This is a genomic window from Terriglobia bacterium (assembly GCA_032252755.1).
GTDB lineage: Bacteria > Acidobacteriota > Terriglobia > Terriglobales > Acidobacteriaceae > JAVUPY01.
In genome coordinates, this window is sequence record JAVUPY010000006.1 from 1 (window position 1) to 14,895 (window position 14,895).

Genomic DNA, 14,895 nt, shown 5'->3' on the forward strand with positions numbered 1-14,895 from the left:
TATCTAATCCTGTTTGCTCCCCTAGCTTTCGTGCATCAGCGTCAGTAATGGTCCAGTGAGCCGCTTTCGCCACAGGTGTTCCTCCCGATATCTACGCATTTCACCGCTACACCGGGAATTCCACTCACCTCTCCCATACTCAAGCACGGCAGTTTCCCTTGCAGACTCCGAGTTGAGCCCGGAGATTTCACAAGAGACTTACCGCACCGCCTACGCACCCTTTACGCCCAATAATTCCGAACAACGCTTGCACCCTCTGTATTACCGCGGCTGCTGGCACAGAGTTAGCCGGTGCTTCTTCTCCCGGTACCGTCATTATTCGTCCCGGTCGAAAGGAGTTTACAATCCAAAGACCTTCATCCTCCACGCGGCGTTGCTGCATCAGGGTTTCCCCCATTGTGCAAAATTCCCCACTGCTGCCTCCCGTAGGAGTCTGGACCGTGTTTCAGTTCCAGTGTGTCCGTGCGCCCTCTCAGGCCGGATACTGATCGTCGCCTTGGTAGGCCATTACCCTGCCAACTAGCTAATCAGCCGCGACCCCCTCTCAGAGCGAATTGCTCCTTTGACCCGTAGGTGTTATCCGGTATTAGCCCCGGTTTCCCGAGGTTATTCCGAACTCCAAGGTAGGTTAGTCACGTGTTACTCACCCGTGCGCCACTTTACTCACGGAGTTGCCCCCGCTTTCTCGTTCGACTTGCATGTGTTAGGCACGCCGCCAGCGTTGATTCTGAGCCAGGATCAAACTCTCGTTTGAAACCTGTCGTCTCGCGACGGAGTCAGCGAGACGGCATATCGCGAATCATAGCGATATGCACCTTACATGTTGTGAGATCGCTCGAATTGAACTCGAGATCGTCTCACGACTGGCACGTTCAACCTGTTGTCAAAGACCGATTCGCTTTCCCGCACTGGGCGGAGCGTTTCGGTAATGGATGAGAACCAAGGCCCTCATCCGTCCTCGAACTTTGTACTGCGCCGGCTCAACACTATTCGCGGAGCGCGCAATGTACTCGCTCTCTCGTATGCAGCCGACAAAACGGCGCAAAAGTCCAGAGAGCTGATCGAATTCAAAAAAGATCGTTTGGAGGTTTCTGCGATTACCGCTAAAACCCTTCGAGAACCATGTTCCCGAATTTGCTCCGTGGCCGGAGCGATTCGCAGCTTGTGGCTTCCTTACTTAGATGTCACGGAACCTAAAAGATTCAACCGACACCATCACTACTGCCGTCGCTGTCCTTACTGTTATACCAAACCAATTCGGTTTGTGCAACCGTTCAGCGACGTTCCTTGAAACTTTTTAAATATCTAACCGCGCCACCGCGCGTTAGCGCCCTTGGCGCCTCAAGCCTGCTCGATTGTTATAACGTACATCGCGGCATTCCGCAACACCGCCACAAAACTTCGGGGAATTAATACGACCGGAAGTGCTTCGGAACCGCATAAACACTGGCTAAAACCCACCTCCACCCGGAGACTTACGACGCCCGAGCAAGCCGATTTCCACAGTCTTCCACAGGGGTGAAGTTCCCTCGCGCCTTCCTTGCGACAGCAGGCGCGAATGTACTGGCGACGATTAGTTTCAATAACTTACGAGAGACCATCGCCTCTCCTCTCCGCCTTAGATGTCCACCGACCGTTAACTCGGTTGGTACATTTGGGGGAGTTTCACATCCATCCATGAATCTCGTCACGACGTTTGACGCCATCCTACGACAAGTCTCACGATTCCATTGACTCTCCGCTAGGGGAGGACTACGCTTCCCTCTCCATCGAATCCATCGGTTCGGCTCCGGGCCCTGCTGACCTTCCTTCGGCCTTATCAAAAAGGAGCTGCCCATGAAAAGACTGTTCGTCGCATTGTGCTTTCTCGTGCTGGTGATTGCTTTGGTGCCCATGCCGGGGATCAGCCAATCCTCGCAAACCGAAATGAAAGCCGAGCACGCGCCCCCGCCAATCATCTTGCTTGGCCGCGAAGAGGTGAAACCCGGAAAATTTGCCGCTCACGAGAAACTGGAGGCCGCATGGACGCAGGCTTACGCGAAAGCGAATTGGCCCAACTACACGCTTGCGCTGTCCTCTGTCACCGGCTCGCCCGAAGTGTGGTTCTGCAACGGGTTTTCCAACTATGAAGCCATGCAGAAGGATGGCGAGATGGCTCGGGCCAACGCCGCCCTGATGGCGGAAACCGATCGCTACGCCGCACAGGAAGATCAATTCCTGAGCGGAATGCGGCGAGTGATCCTGTCATACCGCGAAGATCTCAGCTACCAACCGAACGTCAATGTTGGCGGATTCCACGATTGGATGGTCGATGTGATTCGCGTGCGAGTCGGACACGGCCCGCACTTCGCTGAGATGCGGAAGCTGATCAATGCTGCCCACGAGAAGGCAAAGATGGACGAGCACATGGTCGTGTACCAGGTTGCTGCCGGCGGACCGATGGGAACATTCGTCGTCTTCCAGCCGATCCCCGACATCAAGTCCATCGATACGATGGCAAAGACTCACGGCAACGGATCGGACTATTACAGCGCGCTCGGTGATGAAGGCCGCAAACAGATAGCCGACTTCATGATGAACGAAGTACAGAATTACGAGCGCCACATCTTCGCCACGTCTGCTTCAATGAGCTACATGCCGAAGGAGGTCGTGACTGCCGATCCCGCTTTCTGGAGTCCGAAACCAATGAAATCGGCAAAACCAACTGAAGCGAAAGCGACTAAGGCGAAACAGCCGTAAGCGGAAACCTTCACATCGAGTGAGGCACTCGATTGAGTGCCTCACTTTTACTTAGGGTGCAGTAAGGCGTCGCTGTTCAATGTCGCATGACCGCCCAGATCACCCAGAGGAGTTCGGCTGCGAGTAAGCCGCCGATGGCAGCCCCAATCCAGAAGTTCCGGTAGCGCGTATTGGTTGTGTGCATTACGCGACGATCGTTCGACAACACAAGGATGAACACGAGGATCGGCACCGTCAGCACGCCAGCCAAGACCTGTGAGAAGAACAGCGCTTTCACGGGATTAATGTGAATGAAGTTTCCGACTGCCGCCACCACCATCGACAGCGAAATCAGCATATAAAACGATTTCGCCTCCCAGGGGTTCTCGCTCAGGCCGGAGCGCCATCCCAAGGCTTCACTCACGCTGTAACACATCGACGCTACGAGCACCGGCAGCGCGACCATTCCAGCGCCGATGATTCCGAGCGCATACAGCGTCGGACCGAGTGCGCCGACGGCGGGCTCCAGCGCCATCGCTGCTTGCCGAGTCGTCAGTTCCATCGGCGCTCTCAAATGTAGAACGGAAGCCGCGGCAACGACGACGGAGAACGAAAGCACTGTCGTTACCAGCGTTCCCGCATGACTCTCAAACAGATGCGGCCGCTCACCGCCGGTAACCGCCTGCTCGCGCCGCGAACTCGTTTGCCATACAAGCACATAAGGCGTCAGTAGCGATCCGAACATCCCCAGCACGGCGGCCGCATACGAAGACGTCGCCGAAACCCGCGGAACAAAGGTGGCATGGAGCACATCGAGCGGACCGGGCGCGGACACTATTGCAGCAGCGACGTAGACGCACAGGGGCAGCGAGAGCCACAGCAGGGCATCCGTAATCTTCCGGTAATTCCGGAAGATGAGGATGTACCAGACCGAGAATGCGACTGCCGCGACGAAATAGATTCTCCGGTGTCCGAGGATGATGGAGAGTGCGTCCGAAACTGCCATCAGATCGGCGATGATCATCGCCATATTGATCAGGATCACGACCAGAGCACAGGCGAGCGCAACATGACGACCATAGTTCTCGCGCAGCAGATCGACCAGGCCCTTGCGAGTCTCGTACCCGAGGCGTGCCGAAGCGCCGAAGATTGCTTCGAGAAACGGAACGCAGAGTACTACCACCCACAGCAACCCGTACCCGAAGGAAGCGCCTGCAACCGTGGCGGTGAGTACAAGCGAGGGATCGACGTTCGCGGAGCCGGTAACAATACCGGGAACGAGCCGTCGCAGATTTGCATGGATCCCTTTTCGGGCAGCGGGATCCGCCGGGAAGGGCACGACCTTCCCGCGATCATCCGCCGTCCCTTTACGGGATCTTCGGAAGGTCACGATTCAGATCCCGGCGGATTCTCCGCTCATGCCAGAGCCGGAACGGCCGGCTGTAGGTGATGATTCCATATGCGGCCATCGCCGCCAGTAAAAGAGCACTGCTGATCCAGAGACAAACAATGGAGAGCTCAGTCTCCGCGAGTCGCATGAGAAACTGCACGTTAGCCGGTGTGATAGCGAGGGCAAGTGCAAGCGTCAGCATGCCAAGACCGCCCAGCAACTCGGTAATGTTCTTGGCCCACCTTCCGCTGGCGTGATATCCCGCGAACAGCGTGAATCCGTAAATTGCCAGGCCCACGATGAGGACGAAATTCGCTACCAAAGCGATAAACGACGAGAGTGCCTGCTGCATGGCAATAGGACGCATCAACGAAGGTCGCAGGTTGGTAGGCTGCTGGCCTCTAAGGTCGTGGGCGGGTGGTTACGCAGCCGGCTAGGTAGTAGAATGTTGTAAATCATCCCTCGCCCGAGAAGCGGCAGAACGCAGTTCCCCGGCCGGCTGCTTCGCCGTGGGCGAACAAGGATGTTTGATTTCAGTTGCTCGCGGTCCCCAGGCTGCGTCCCAGGATTCCGATGAAACTAGCGTTACCTCTCCTTTTGATTGCGGCAATCGTTCCTGCCGGCGCCCAGACCACACCTAAGGCATCTACGGCTGCTGAAGCTTCCATGACTGCGCTTCCGCCACCAGCTCCGAACGACACGGTGGTGGAAGAGATCGTCGCCCGCGTGAATAATGCCATCATTACCCGTGCCGACCTTCGCCGCTCCAAGGAGCAGATCGACGAGGAAGTGAAGCAAAGTAACGATCAAAACCAGCAGCAGGAGATCGAGCAGCGCGATAAGGATGCGTTGCGCGACTTGATTAACCAGCAGTTGCTTATCCAGAAAGGGCAGGACCTTGGCCTCTCCGTAGATACCGAGGTCATCAAGCGCCTCGACGAAATCCGGAAGCAGATCGGCGCCAAGGACATGGATGAACTGCAGGCCTCGGCCGAAAAGCAGGGCGTTAACTGGGAAGATTTTAAAAACAATCTGAAGAACCAATTGATGTCGCAACGCGTCATTCAGCAGGAGGTCGGGAGCAAAATCGGACAGCAGATTACTCCCAGTGAGGTGCAGAAGTACTACGACGAGCACAAAGCCGAAATGGAGCAACCGGAGCGCATTCGCCTGAGTGAAATCCTGATACCGGTTGCGATTCCTAAGGCCGCCGATGGCAAGGACGATCCGTCAGCGGAACCGACTCCCGAAGCCGTCGCCGCGGCGCAGGCCAAAGCCAATGACCTCGAGGCGCAACTGAAGAAAGGCGCGGCCTTCGACGAAATCGCGAAAGCAAATTCGGCAGGGCCTACTGCGGCCAATGGCGGCGATCTCGGCTACTTCAAGCGTGGCTCGCTTGCCAAGGAGCTCGAAGACAAGACCTTTGCCCTTCAGGCAGGTGGAGTTACCGACCCGATCCGAACCAAACAGGGCTTCGTGATTCTGAAGGTCACCGAGCATACACCAGCGGGCCTTCCACCGCTGAAATCGGTTGAGGGTGGTATCCAGGAGCGGCTGTATTACGCCAAGCTCACACCTGCCCTCAATGACTACTTCAAAAAGCTTCGTGAGGACGCCTACATATACGTGAAGGATGGGTACGTTGACACCGGCAAGGTAGCCGGACAGTCAGGACCAGTATTCACCGAGGACGCCACGACGAAAAAAGCTAAAGAGCAGGCGGCCAAAAAGAAAAAGAAGAGACTGCTCAAAATCATACCCTACTAGGCAGGGCGAGGTTGCGAGGGCACACCGCGCGACGGTGTGCCTCTTTCGTTTGAATTCATTGCCCCTGTGTGCTGGCGAATTGCTTTTTAATGTGGTGAATCGACTTTTGTTTCAGCACAGCTTCTGAATGGGTTAGGATAGTCGCAACTCAAGGGACCCATCCTCATGAAAGACGTTTACATTCGGGACGCCGCACAATACGAAAACAAGCCCATTGTCAGCAGTTTCCTCGTCACATCGAAGCAGGTGAAAAGCAAGAAGAGCGGCGAACCGTACCTCGACCTCATGCTGTCGGATCGTACCGGCCAGATTTCCGCCAAGATGTGGGACAACATCGATGGGATCGAGGACACCTTCGCGCAGGATTGCGTAATTAAGGTGAAGGGCGTCATCAATCGGTTCAACAACCGCTGGCAGCTGACTATACACAAGCTGCGCAAGGTGGAAGAGTCGGAAGTCGATTTCTCCGACTTCCTGCCGAAGACCACCAAAGACGTCGAGGAATTGTGGGCCACGGTCGGCGAATTCGTCGCAAGCATCGAAGACGAACATCTGCGCGCGTTACTGAAGGCCTTTATGGCCGATCCTAAGATTGCAGCGTGCTACAAGAACGCTCCCGCGGCGAAGACCTTGCATCACGCTTTCATCGGCGGACTCCTCGACCACGTCGTCTCGCTTTTCCGCTCCTGTGATCTCGTGCTGCGGAACTATCCCTTCGTCAATCGCGACTTGGTGCTCACCGGAGTCTTCCTCCACGACGTCGGGAAGATCTACGAGTTGAACTATGCGCGCTCCTTCAGCTACACGACCGACGGGCAGCTTCGCGGCCACATGATCATCGAACTCGAGATGCTGCACGAGAAGATCCGCGAGCTTCCCACATTTCCCGACCAGTTGAAGAGCCTTGTCGAACATCTCATCATCAGCCACCACGGGCAGTACGAGTTTGGCTCGCCCAAGCTCCCGATGTTTCCAGAAGCGTTGCTGCTGCACTACATGGACGACCTTGATTCGAAACTCGAAAGCATGCGCGCGACCTTCGAGAAAGAAGCTGATAACGATTCGGCATGGACGGGCTACAATCCGTCGCTCGGTCGTCCGCTGCTGAATACCCAGAAGCTGTTGCAGAAGCGAACCGAACCAGCGCCGTCCACGGTCGCCGCCGCCGCCGGGAAGACCGAAACGCAATAGGCGCTGTCTACATCACTACGATCGTGATCCCCTTGTTTCCTCGCCCGAGATCGCGATCCTGCTTCATATCTGGCATGCGCTTCAGAAGCGCCCAGGTCGCCTCGTTCGAGATGCGAAAGTCTTCGCCATCGATAAATTCGCGGATCAGTCCGGCATCCTTGTATCGCAGAAGAGAAGAGTGCACCGCCGGGCGCAATGCCCCGCCGACGCCGCTCGAGCCGTATCCATGAATCAGCTTGAGGATAGAGGTGCCTTCCGAGCGGGCGAGCGCCAGAGCACGATCCAGCCGCAGCCGCATCCGGTTCACCGTCGGGCGGTCTTCTTCTAGGTTAATGATCTTGATCTGGGGAGGCACACACGGATGCTATCCGCGTGCAAGGACAAAACCAACGAATTTCATCCGGCCTTCTGGCGTTTCCGCCAGATGCAGTACGTCAATAGCGTCATGGCCAGCAACGAGACTGGCAGCACTATATTACAGACCGTCATCCACAGAGGGCTTGAGACGGATGCCTCGGCGAGTACTGGCGCCTCCGACATTCCGGCGAAGATGTGCAATGCAGCCGACAGGCTCAGTCCCACGCATGCCAATGCGCTGGCAGTAATGCCCGCAACCGCAAGTGAAGTCGACGGCCCACCTTGAAACTGGCCGCGACCCTGAATCGGAAAATAGTGTGTGGCCATAACGCGGATTGTATGTCGGAACGCTAATCGGCAAATATGAATATTGCTGCCGCCATATTACGGAGGTACTCAATTTCTCGCCCGTTTTGGCACGAAATCCGCAGGTGCGGCTATCCAACCAGCACTGCCCCGCCGTTTACGTTGAAGATTTCGCCGGTTACAAAACCCGCATGCGGCGTACACAGAAACAAAATCGGCGCGGCAATCTCTTCCGGTTTGGCAATGCGCCGTAACGGAATGAGGCGCAAGACCTCAGTCATTTTCTGCTCATTCTTCAGCGCCGGTTCTGACATGTCGGTACGCACCCAACCTGGCGCCACCGCATTTACGTAGATCCCGTCAGGCGCAAGTTCCGCCGCCAGACCCTTCACCATACTGATCACAGCGCCCTTGCTGGCCGCGTAATCGGCGTGAAATGCTTCACCACGCTGCCCAGCTGTCGAGCTAACCAGCACGATGTGCCCGCCCTTGCCCTGCCGCTTCATCGCCGCGACCGCATGCTTGATGAGCCGATATACGCTATCGAGATTAATTGCGATCGTCTTGTGCCACTGCTCGTCCGTCATCGAGTCGATCGGCGCTTCGTGTGACGGCCAAATGCCGTGATTCACGACGAGAATATCTACGCTTCCAAACCGGCTCACCCCCGCGTCAATCAGCTTCTTTTCACCGCCGGTACCATCAAGCTCTGCTTGCACCGCGAGGCATCGGTCGGTGCCGCATTCGACGACCAGTTTCGCCGCCGCTTCTTTTGCCTTTTGGTAATTGAAGACGACTTGAGCGCCCGCCTCGGCGAACATCCGCACGCAAGCCGCGCCAATCCCGCGCGAGCCCCCGGTGATGACTGCAACTTTGTCCTGAACGGAAAGTGTCACTGGCATGATTTCGGAATTATAAAAGCAGCAGTCCGCAATCGGTACCCAGCATTCAATAACTCAGATGCTGAGTGCTGATGCTGAATGCTAAAAAACCGCGGAGACGGAATTTCGCGGCTCCAATGAGGCAGGATCTGCGAAACACCGCAACTCCGCGGTCCTTGGGGGGAGAACCTTTAGGGTCGAGCTTCGTAAACAATGTTGAACGGGGTTTCGGCCGCGCGTCGGAAGTGCTTGAACCCGCCCGCCATCACCACTTCGCGAATCTTCTTCTCGCCTGCCTGCGCGCCCAGCGCCAGTCCAACCTCCTGCGCTTTCGATGCCGGCGTGCAGATCATGGTCGACGCCGAATAGAAGACGCGGCCTATGGGATTGAGATTGGCCTTCATCTCATCGTGCGCGAATGGTTCCACGATCATCCAAGTCCCGTCTGGCTTCAGCGATTCTAAAACGTGCTTGGCAGCACCGACTGGATCGCCCATATCGTGCAGGCAGTCAAACATGCAAACCAGGTCGTAATCATTTCCGGGATATTCTTTTGCCGTTGTCACCTTGAAGTCGATGTGTTCGCTCAACCCCGCCTGCCACGCTTTCTGCCGTGCCTTCTCGATTGACGCCGGGTGATAGTCGAATGCGCTGAAACGCGTTTTCGGGAATGCCTCCGCCATCAGGATTGTCGAAGCGCCGTATCCGCAGCCAACATCCGCAACCTTGCCGCCGTTCTTCAGCTTCTCGATGACGCCATCGAGTGCCGGCAGCCAGCTCTCGAGCAGATTGCTGGCGTAGCTTGAGCGGAAGAATCGCTCAGTCCCCTGGAAAAGCAACGGATGATGCTCGTGCCACCCAACCCCGGTTCCGCCGCGGAATGCTTCAGTGATCTTATGCACATCCTTGTACATCGATGCAACAACCTGGAAGCCGCCAACGATATCTGCAGGACTGTTTTCCTGTCCGAGCGTTAAGGCCTGCTCCGGCGAGAGCCAGAAAGTGTTCGTGTCCGCATCGCACATGACGTAACCGGCCGCGGCTTGGGCGGCGAGCCACTCGCGAATGTAGCGCGGATCGGTCGAGGTCAACTCGGCCAGGCGTTCCGGCGTCAACGCCCCCGCCTCCGCCATGGTTCGATAAAGTCCAAGTTCATCTCCCACGAGAATCAGTGCGGCACTCATCGCCGCCCCCATGTCTCCGACGAACTTGTGAAGAAATTGTTCGAGTTGCTTCGGATCGACCGGCTCAGGTTGTGGTTTGGCCTTGGTTGCAGTCTGCATGGAATACCTCGCAAATATGTTTTTCCTTGAAGAACACGGATGTGGGTGTTGCGGTGGCCGAGGGAATCCCCGCTAGGGCGGTGCAGCAGAGAGTGTATCGCCACGGAAGTGCAGGCAACAAGTTATCTAGAGGAAGAAATAAAGAAAATCTTAACCATTGTAGATTCAGCGTCCTACGGTCTCAAAATCGCCATGTTCGGACGCCTTCTCGTGCCATTGGCGGGCTGCCTCTACGAACGCGCGGAAGATCGCCTTCGAATAATCGTCGTCATCGAAGCTGCGCTCCGGGTGCCATTGGATTCCAATGACGAAGTGATCGGCAGCCGTCCCCTCAAACGCCTCGATGGTTCCGTCTTCCGGGCACACAGCGCTTATCAGCAATCCGTCTCCGGGGAGAGCGACCGCCTGGTGATGGCTGGAGTTCACGTTGATTTTCGGGGAACCGTGCGCCTGGTGGATGGTGGGAGCCACGATGTGCGCAAGGCGCGTCCCCGCCTCAACTACTACCGGATGCATGACGTACATGCTGGGCGGTGCGCCTTCCGGGCGAGTGTGGTGAACACACGTCTGAAGGTGCTGCTTCAGCGTTCCCGTGCGCCACACGTTCAGCGACTGCATACCATAACAGACTGCCAGGATCGGTTTGCGCATGTTATGGGCGTCCTGGATCAGCAACTCATCTGCGTCGTCGCGAGCGACATCCATCGGTTTGGTCTGGGGGTCGCGCTCGGCGGAGCCGTACTTCTGCGGATCCACATCGGCGGGCGAGCCCGGCAACAGGACCGCGTCACACGACTTCATCAGTTGGGCAATCTCCCCCGGCGAAGCCGTAATCGGGATCTCAACGGCGTCCCCACCGGACTGCTCAACCGAACGCTTGTACTGCGGCATCACTTTGTCGGCGTACTTGGCGTCGGAGTTTGGAAGCGGAATGGCAATTCGCGGTCGCATAGCAGGGAAGAAAGAATGGAACGAGTTTAATCCCGCGCGGGAGTTTTCGTCATGTCCGCTTCTGGGGAACAGGCCACTTCAGTACCTTCTGGTGTGATCCGAGGATCGGAAACGAGCGAGTGTGCGTAATAGAGATCCTCGATTACCTTCTGCACCTCTTTCGCCAGCGCGCCCATTTCCCGCGGATTCATTCCTTCGGTCGAGATCGGCTTCCCGACGATCAGGCGGATCGGGTGTGGCCGAATGACATAGCTGTTCATTGGCAGGATCTCGTACGTACCCACGATCGCCATGGGCACAATCGGGACGCCAGCCTTAATGGCGACGTAAAACGCTCCACTCAGGAACGGCTTGATGGTGCCGTCCGGCGTGCGACCGCCTTCGGGAAAGACGAACAGCGGTGTTCCACCGCGAACCGTTTCGCTCGCGCGTGCAAGTGACCTCAGCGATGACCGCGCATCGTCACGCTCGATCGGGATCTGCCCCGAGCGCTTCATGTGCCATCCCATGAAGGGATATACGAACAGCTCCTTCTTCGCCATGATCCGGAACTGGACCGGGAGTCCTACATAGAGAGTCGGGATATCGAACGCCGACTGGTGATTGCTCGCGTAGATATACGGTTTCGAAAGATCGACGTTCTCAAGGCCTTCGACCTGCAGCGTACAACCCGAGGTTCTCAGGATCATCCGCGACCAGAGTCGCGCGAACCCGTGCTGGATGCGGCCTCTCGGATCGAAGAACGAGGACAGCAATGACAGCGTCCCGCACACGAACGTGTAGAAATAGACCAGGGGATTGAAAACCAGGTATGAGCGCCACCGCTCCCAAAGACCGAGTTGTCGCGTGTCCGCCATCGCGACTTACAGGATAAACGATAGCGGCGCGTGCAACTAAATTCGACCGCAGGGCTTCGCAGGATCCGCTTCACAACCTGACGGATAATCCGCTAAAACCCAACGACACGCCGGCCCTTCCGCATAACGGTGGACAGCGTGTCGCAGGGTTGGAATCAGCAAATGCCTGGGTTGAAGATCGCTACTGTGACATCCCATCCTTAGCGCCGGCGCTCTTGGCCAGTTGCGCTGAAGACTGATCGTGCGGGGACTTCACGGTGCTCCGCTCGGTCATGTTCAGCGCCACGACGCCAAGGATGATCATTGCGATCGCTCCGATCTTCACCATGCTGACCTTCTCGTGGAAGAGGAACATCCCCAGCATGGTGACGAGTGCGGTCCCAACCGCGGACCACACCGCGTAAGCGACACTAACATCCATCTTCTTCAATGCAATGGCAAGCGGGAAGAAACTGATTCCGTACAACAACGCCATGATCAGGGTCGGAACAAGTTTGCTGAAGCCGTCCGACAGTTTCATGAACACGGTCGCAGCCACTTCCAGCAGTATCGCGGCAAACAACCAGAGCCAATACATACAAACAACTTTCCGGTACGAGTTGAGGTTGACCGGTTCCCGGAAGAGGCTCAAGGTGCAAGGTACAAGGTACAAGAAAGAACGACTCGATCTTGAGCCTTGTGCGTTGAATCCTGTACCTCTTCCGAGCGGCAAAAGGCCAGCATCAGGCTGAGTTCCCTTCGAACTGCCACAGGCTGGTTGACCTGTCGGGCGCTTCGGAGTCCTCTTGGCCCCGTCCAGAGACGCGGACCAGAGCAGGCGGGCGGAGTCGTACCTGGTAGCAGACGCCACCTGTACCCAGCGGATGAAAGAGTTCAGAGCTAAGCGATGCTCCCTGACGCGAACGCTAAAGGTCTGGGAGGGAGAAGTGACAGGGACTGGTTTGGGGCGTCAGCCAGTTGACGAGTTGTGTGGTGTGTCAGGAGGTTGTACCCCGGAAGCGGGGAGCGGGAGATTGGCGGAGCGTTATTGAGGCTAGCATGTGGGCGGTGGAAGTTGTAGTGACGAAGCCAGAGAGACAGGTGAGCGTTGCGGTGATCAGAAGTGGGATAGTAACGACCATGAACCCACTCACGAAGAGCGGTTTGGATAAAACGTTCGGCCTTGCCGTTGGTGCGTGGTGTATAAGGCCGAGTGAAGATGAGCCGGATGTTGCGAGTGCTGCAGAACTGACGAAAGCGAAGGGAACGGTAGCAGGAACCGTTGTCGGTGAGGATACGGCGGAAGCGGATGCCGTAGCGAGCGTAGAAACTGAAGGCGGCGTAGAGGAAGCGGATAGCGGAACGGCGAGTCTGATCGGGATACACCTTGGCGTAAGCGATGCGGGAGTGGTCGTCGATGGCGACGTGGAGATACTGGTTGCCGAGACGACGTCGCGGCCGACCTATACAGTAGGGGTGCAGCGAGAAACGGTTGAGCTGCTTGATATCGAGGTGCAGCAGATCGCCCGGTGCGGGGTGTTCGTAGCGGAGCGAAGGCGGAGCCGGTTCGAGATCACGTAGCCGGCTGAGGTGCAGGCGGCGCAAGATGCGGCTGACGGTAGCGCGACTCAGATGCAGCACCTGGGCGATGTGCATGCCGGTCCAACGCAAACGGCGCAAGACCTCAACGAATTGGGTAAGGAGTTCATGCGTCCTTCGCGGGGAACGGCAAGGTCGAGAGGATCGGTCGCGTAGGCCCGCACGACCCTGTTCCTGGTAACGCCGAACCCACTTGCGAGCGGTATGACTATCGACCTTGAACTCGGTTGCCACCGAGTTCAAGGTCTGCTTGTTTTCGAGAACAGCGAGGGCAAGTTGCTCTCGACGAAACAGGGTAAGTCGGGCATTCTGATGGATGTCCATTCGGTCGTCTCCTGAAAGTGGATTGCTCAGCAAAATCAGCTTCTCCGGTTTCTTCCGAATGGACAACCTCCTGAAATCCCACATGTTATCGGACGTGAATACGAGGTGCAAGGTACAAGGCACAAGGTGCAAGAAGCCTCGCAATCCGCCATCTGCGATCCGTCAAAAGTCAGTTCTTGGTTCCCAGGAAACGTAAAAGCGATCGTCAAATAGAGCCGAGCGCGTCCGAAGTCCTGGGAGGCGGAAGGCGCACATCTTCCTGGTTGTTCCTTGCAGGTGCGCGGGTTGAGAAAGAGCGGACCAGACCCACATTCGCAACTACGGCAGATGTGGGGCACGGAGAGGTCTCAACAGCGACGGCGCCCGCTGGGGGCGCCGCTGGATGGACTTCTGTCCGATTGCATTATATCAAATCGAGGGTGGATTTGTGAGGTTTTGGGCGGGAATCTATTTCGAGCGTGCTGAAGATTTTGCGGGGAAAGTGTGACGTGTGCACTACAGGCGAGTGATAACGAGAGTTCGCCGTTGGGTAGTCCCGCGGTCGCAGTACAATATCGCCGCCGTGTGCCGGCCATTGCGAACGCGGGTCAGCGGTTGCAACTCACTCCCGATAATTGTATTCGTCGCGGCGCTTTGCCTGGGCGGGTGCGGCGGGACGCCCGAGAGCAGCAACACGAACCTGAGAACGGCGCCCAACACGGGCGGTTACGCGATCCTGAACGGATCGACGCTTTCGGGCGCGACCTCGCACTGGGAGTCGGCGGAGTGCAAGGTGAAGCTGGAGCTTGCCTCGAACTACTGGATGATCTACTCGGTGGACGGAGTGGGCAGTTCGACGGCGACGGTGGGGGCGGTCACGCAGTGGAGTGTGGGCTCGACGGACAAGGACGTTGCCGTTCCGCTCCCAGATCCGCCGATGTTTGCCTACTATCTGACGGGCATTACGTCGATCGATGGCTCGACGTCATCGGGAAGCTTCAAGGCCGGAGTGAAGATCCTGGAAACAGCGAGCGGCACGCAGGTATATCCGTGCGCGTTTGTGCTGCAGTCCGGCCCGATTCCGGGATTCTCCACCTCGCACTAGCCCGGCGGATGTCGGTGCGCCTTCAGGCCTCATATCTCGTGATCGGTTCCTTGGTGAGTCGGGATTGGAAGGTTAGCAGCTTTGGTCTCAAGATTCTGAAAGCGCTTGATTACCGCGAAAGATGCCCGATCGCGCTTGTTTCCGAGAAACACTGGGAGTCATTTTTGTTGCGGTGGCGGAGCATAATCCCGAGAAACAACCCCGCCCT

General features: G+C 57.0%; 13 protein-coding genes, 1 rRNA gene and 1 pseudogene. 5 read left to right on the top strand and 10 right to left on the bottom strand.

The window, feature by feature from the left end:
- Positions 1-754 (bottom strand): 16S ribosomal RNA (locus ROO76_00495); the annotation flags it as partial.
- 1,082 nt (positions 755-1,836) lie between these two features.
- Here ROO76_00495 and ROO76_00500 point away from each other — a divergent pair.
- Positions 1,837-2,739 (top strand): hypothetical protein, encoded by a 903-nt coding sequence (locus ROO76_00500; GenBank protein ID MDT8066621.1) that lies wholly within the window; start codon positions 1,837-1,839, stop codon positions 2,737-2,739.
- 76 nt (positions 2,740-2,815) lie between these two features.
- On the opposite strand, the gene ROO76_00505 is transcribed toward ROO76_00500, so the two are convergent.
- Together ROO76_00505 and ROO76_00510 are read right to left on the bottom strand one after the other, a co-directional pair.
- Positions 2,816-4,108, bottom strand: coding sequence for a divalent metal cation transporter (locus ROO76_00505; GenBank protein ID MDT8066622.1), 1,293 nt, complete (start codon positions 4,106-4,108; stop codon positions 2,816-2,818).
- Positions 4,086-4,475, bottom strand: a complete 390-nt coding sequence (locus ROO76_00510; GenBank protein ID MDT8066623.1) for a hypothetical protein — start codon at positions 4,473-4,475, stop codon at positions 4,086-4,088. Before ROO76_00510 ends, ROO76_00505 begins: the two co-directional genes overlap by 23 nt.
- 206 nt (positions 4,476-4,681) lie before the next feature.
- On the opposite strand from ROO76_00510, the gene ROO76_00515 reads away from it, so the two are divergent.
- Together ROO76_00515 and ROO76_00520 are read left to right on the top strand one after the other, a co-directional pair.
- Positions 4,682-5,875, top strand: a complete 1,194-nt coding sequence (locus ROO76_00515) for a peptidylprolyl isomerase (GenBank protein ID MDT8066624.1) — start codon at positions 4,682-4,684, stop codon at positions 5,873-5,875.
- A 165-nt stretch (positions 5,876-6,040) separates the two neighbouring features.
- Positions 6,041-7,066: an OB-fold nucleic acid binding domain-containing protein gene (locus ROO76_00520; GenBank protein MDT8066625.1), complete on the top strand. Its 1,026-nt coding sequence runs from the start codon at positions 6,041-6,043 to the stop codon at positions 7,064-7,066.
- Positions 7,067-7,073: 7 nt separating this feature from the next.
- Here the strand turns inward: ROO76_00520 and ROO76_00525 are convergent, their stop codons facing one another.
- Positions 7,074-7,421, bottom strand: coding sequence for a hypothetical protein (locus ROO76_00525; protein ID MDT8066626.1), 348 nt, complete (start codon positions 7,419-7,421; stop codon positions 7,074-7,076).
- A gap of 6 nt (positions 7,422-7,427) precedes the next feature.
- On the opposite strand from ROO76_00525, the gene ROO76_00530 reads away from it, so the two are divergent.
- On the top strand, positions 7,428-7,709 hold the full coding sequence (locus ROO76_00530; protein MDT8066627.1) for a hypothetical protein: 282 nt from the start codon (positions 7,428-7,430) through the stop codon (positions 7,707-7,709).
- 151 nt (positions 7,710-7,860) lie between these two features.
- Here the strand turns inward: ROO76_00530 and ROO76_00535 are convergent, their stop codons facing one another.
- The 6 genes and pseudogenes from ROO76_00535 to ROO76_00560 all read right to left on the bottom strand — a co-directional run bounded on the left by ROO76_00535 (position 7,861) and on the right by ROO76_00560 (position 13,603).
- A complete protein-coding gene (locus tag ROO76_00535; protein MDT8066628.1) occupies positions 7,861-8,631 on the bottom strand; it encodes an SDR family oxidoreductase in 771 nt (256 codons plus the stop codon).
- A gap of 170 nt (positions 8,632-8,801) precedes the next feature.
- Positions 8,802-9,893 (bottom strand): class I SAM-dependent methyltransferase, encoded by a 1,092-nt coding sequence (locus ROO76_00540; GenBank protein MDT8066629.1) that lies wholly within the window; start codon positions 9,891-9,893, stop codon positions 8,802-8,804.
- A gap of 165 nt (positions 9,894-10,058) precedes the next feature.
- A complete protein-coding gene (locus ROO76_00545; protein ID MDT8066630.1) occupies positions 10,059-10,844 on the bottom strand; it encodes a gamma-glutamyl-gamma-aminobutyrate hydrolase family protein in 786 nt (261 codons plus the stop codon).
- Between the two features lie 26 nt (positions 10,845-10,870).
- Positions 10,871-11,701 (bottom strand): lysophospholipid acyltransferase family protein, encoded by an 831-nt coding sequence (locus ROO76_00550; protein ID MDT8066631.1) that lies wholly within the window; start codon positions 11,699-11,701, stop codon positions 10,871-10,873.
- A 181-nt stretch (positions 11,702-11,882) separates the two neighbouring features.
- Positions 11,883-12,278 (bottom strand): multidrug efflux SMR transporter, encoded by a 396-nt coding sequence (locus tag ROO76_00555; protein MDT8066632.1) that lies wholly within the window; start codon positions 12,276-12,278, stop codon positions 11,883-11,885.
- A 428-nt stretch (positions 12,279-12,706) separates the two neighbouring features.
- Positions 12,707-13,603: pseudogene (locus ROO76_00560) on the bottom strand (IS481 family transposase).
- 490 nt (positions 13,604-14,093) lie between these two features.
- Between ROO76_00560 and ROO76_00565 the strand changes: the two are divergent.
- Positions 14,094-14,687 (top strand): hypothetical protein, encoded by a 594-nt coding sequence (locus ROO76_00565; GenBank protein ID MDT8066633.1) that lies wholly within the window; start codon positions 14,094-14,096, stop codon positions 14,685-14,687.
- Positions 14,688-14,895: the final 208 nt, after the last annotated feature.

Bases quoted from the DNA above. Each gene is read 5' to 3' on its own strand.
- ROO76_00530 (MDT8066627.1), top strand. From the start codon at position 7,428: ATGCTATCCGCGTGCAAGGACAAAACCAACGAATTTCATCCGGCCTTC.
- ROO76_00500 (MDT8066621.1), top strand. From the start codon at position 1,837: ATGAAAAGACTGTTCGTCGCATTGTGCTTTCTCGTGCTGGTGATTGCT.
- ROO76_00540 (MDT8066629.1), bottom strand. From the start codon at position 9,893: ATGCAGACTGCAACCAAGGCCAAACCACAACCTGAGCCGGTCGATCCG.
- ROO76_00515 (MDT8066624.1), top strand. From the start codon at position 4,682: ATGAAACTAGCGTTACCTCTCCTTTTGATTGCGGCAATCGTTCCTGCC.
- ROO76_00535 (MDT8066628.1), bottom strand. From the start codon at position 8,631: ATGCCAGTGACACTTTCCGTTCAGGACAAAGTTGCAGTCATCACCGGG.
- ROO76_00555 (MDT8066632.1), bottom strand. From the start codon at position 12,278: ATGTATTGGCTCTGGTTGTTTGCCGCGATACTGCTGGAAGTGGCTGCG.
- ROO76_00545 (MDT8066630.1), bottom strand. From the start codon at position 10,844: ATGCGACCGCGAATTGCCATTCCGCTTCCAAACTCCGACGCCAAGTAC.
- ROO76_00550 (MDT8066631.1), bottom strand. From the start codon at position 11,701: ATGGCGGACACGCGACAACTCGGTCTTTGGGAGCGGTGGCGCTCATAC.
- ROO76_00510 (MDT8066623.1), bottom strand. From the start codon at position 4,475: ATGCGTCCTATTGCCATGCAGCAGGCACTCTCGTCGTTTATCGCTTTG.
- ROO76_00520 (MDT8066625.1), top strand. From the start codon at position 6,041: ATGAAAGACGTTTACATTCGGGACGCCGCACAATACGAAAACAAGCCC.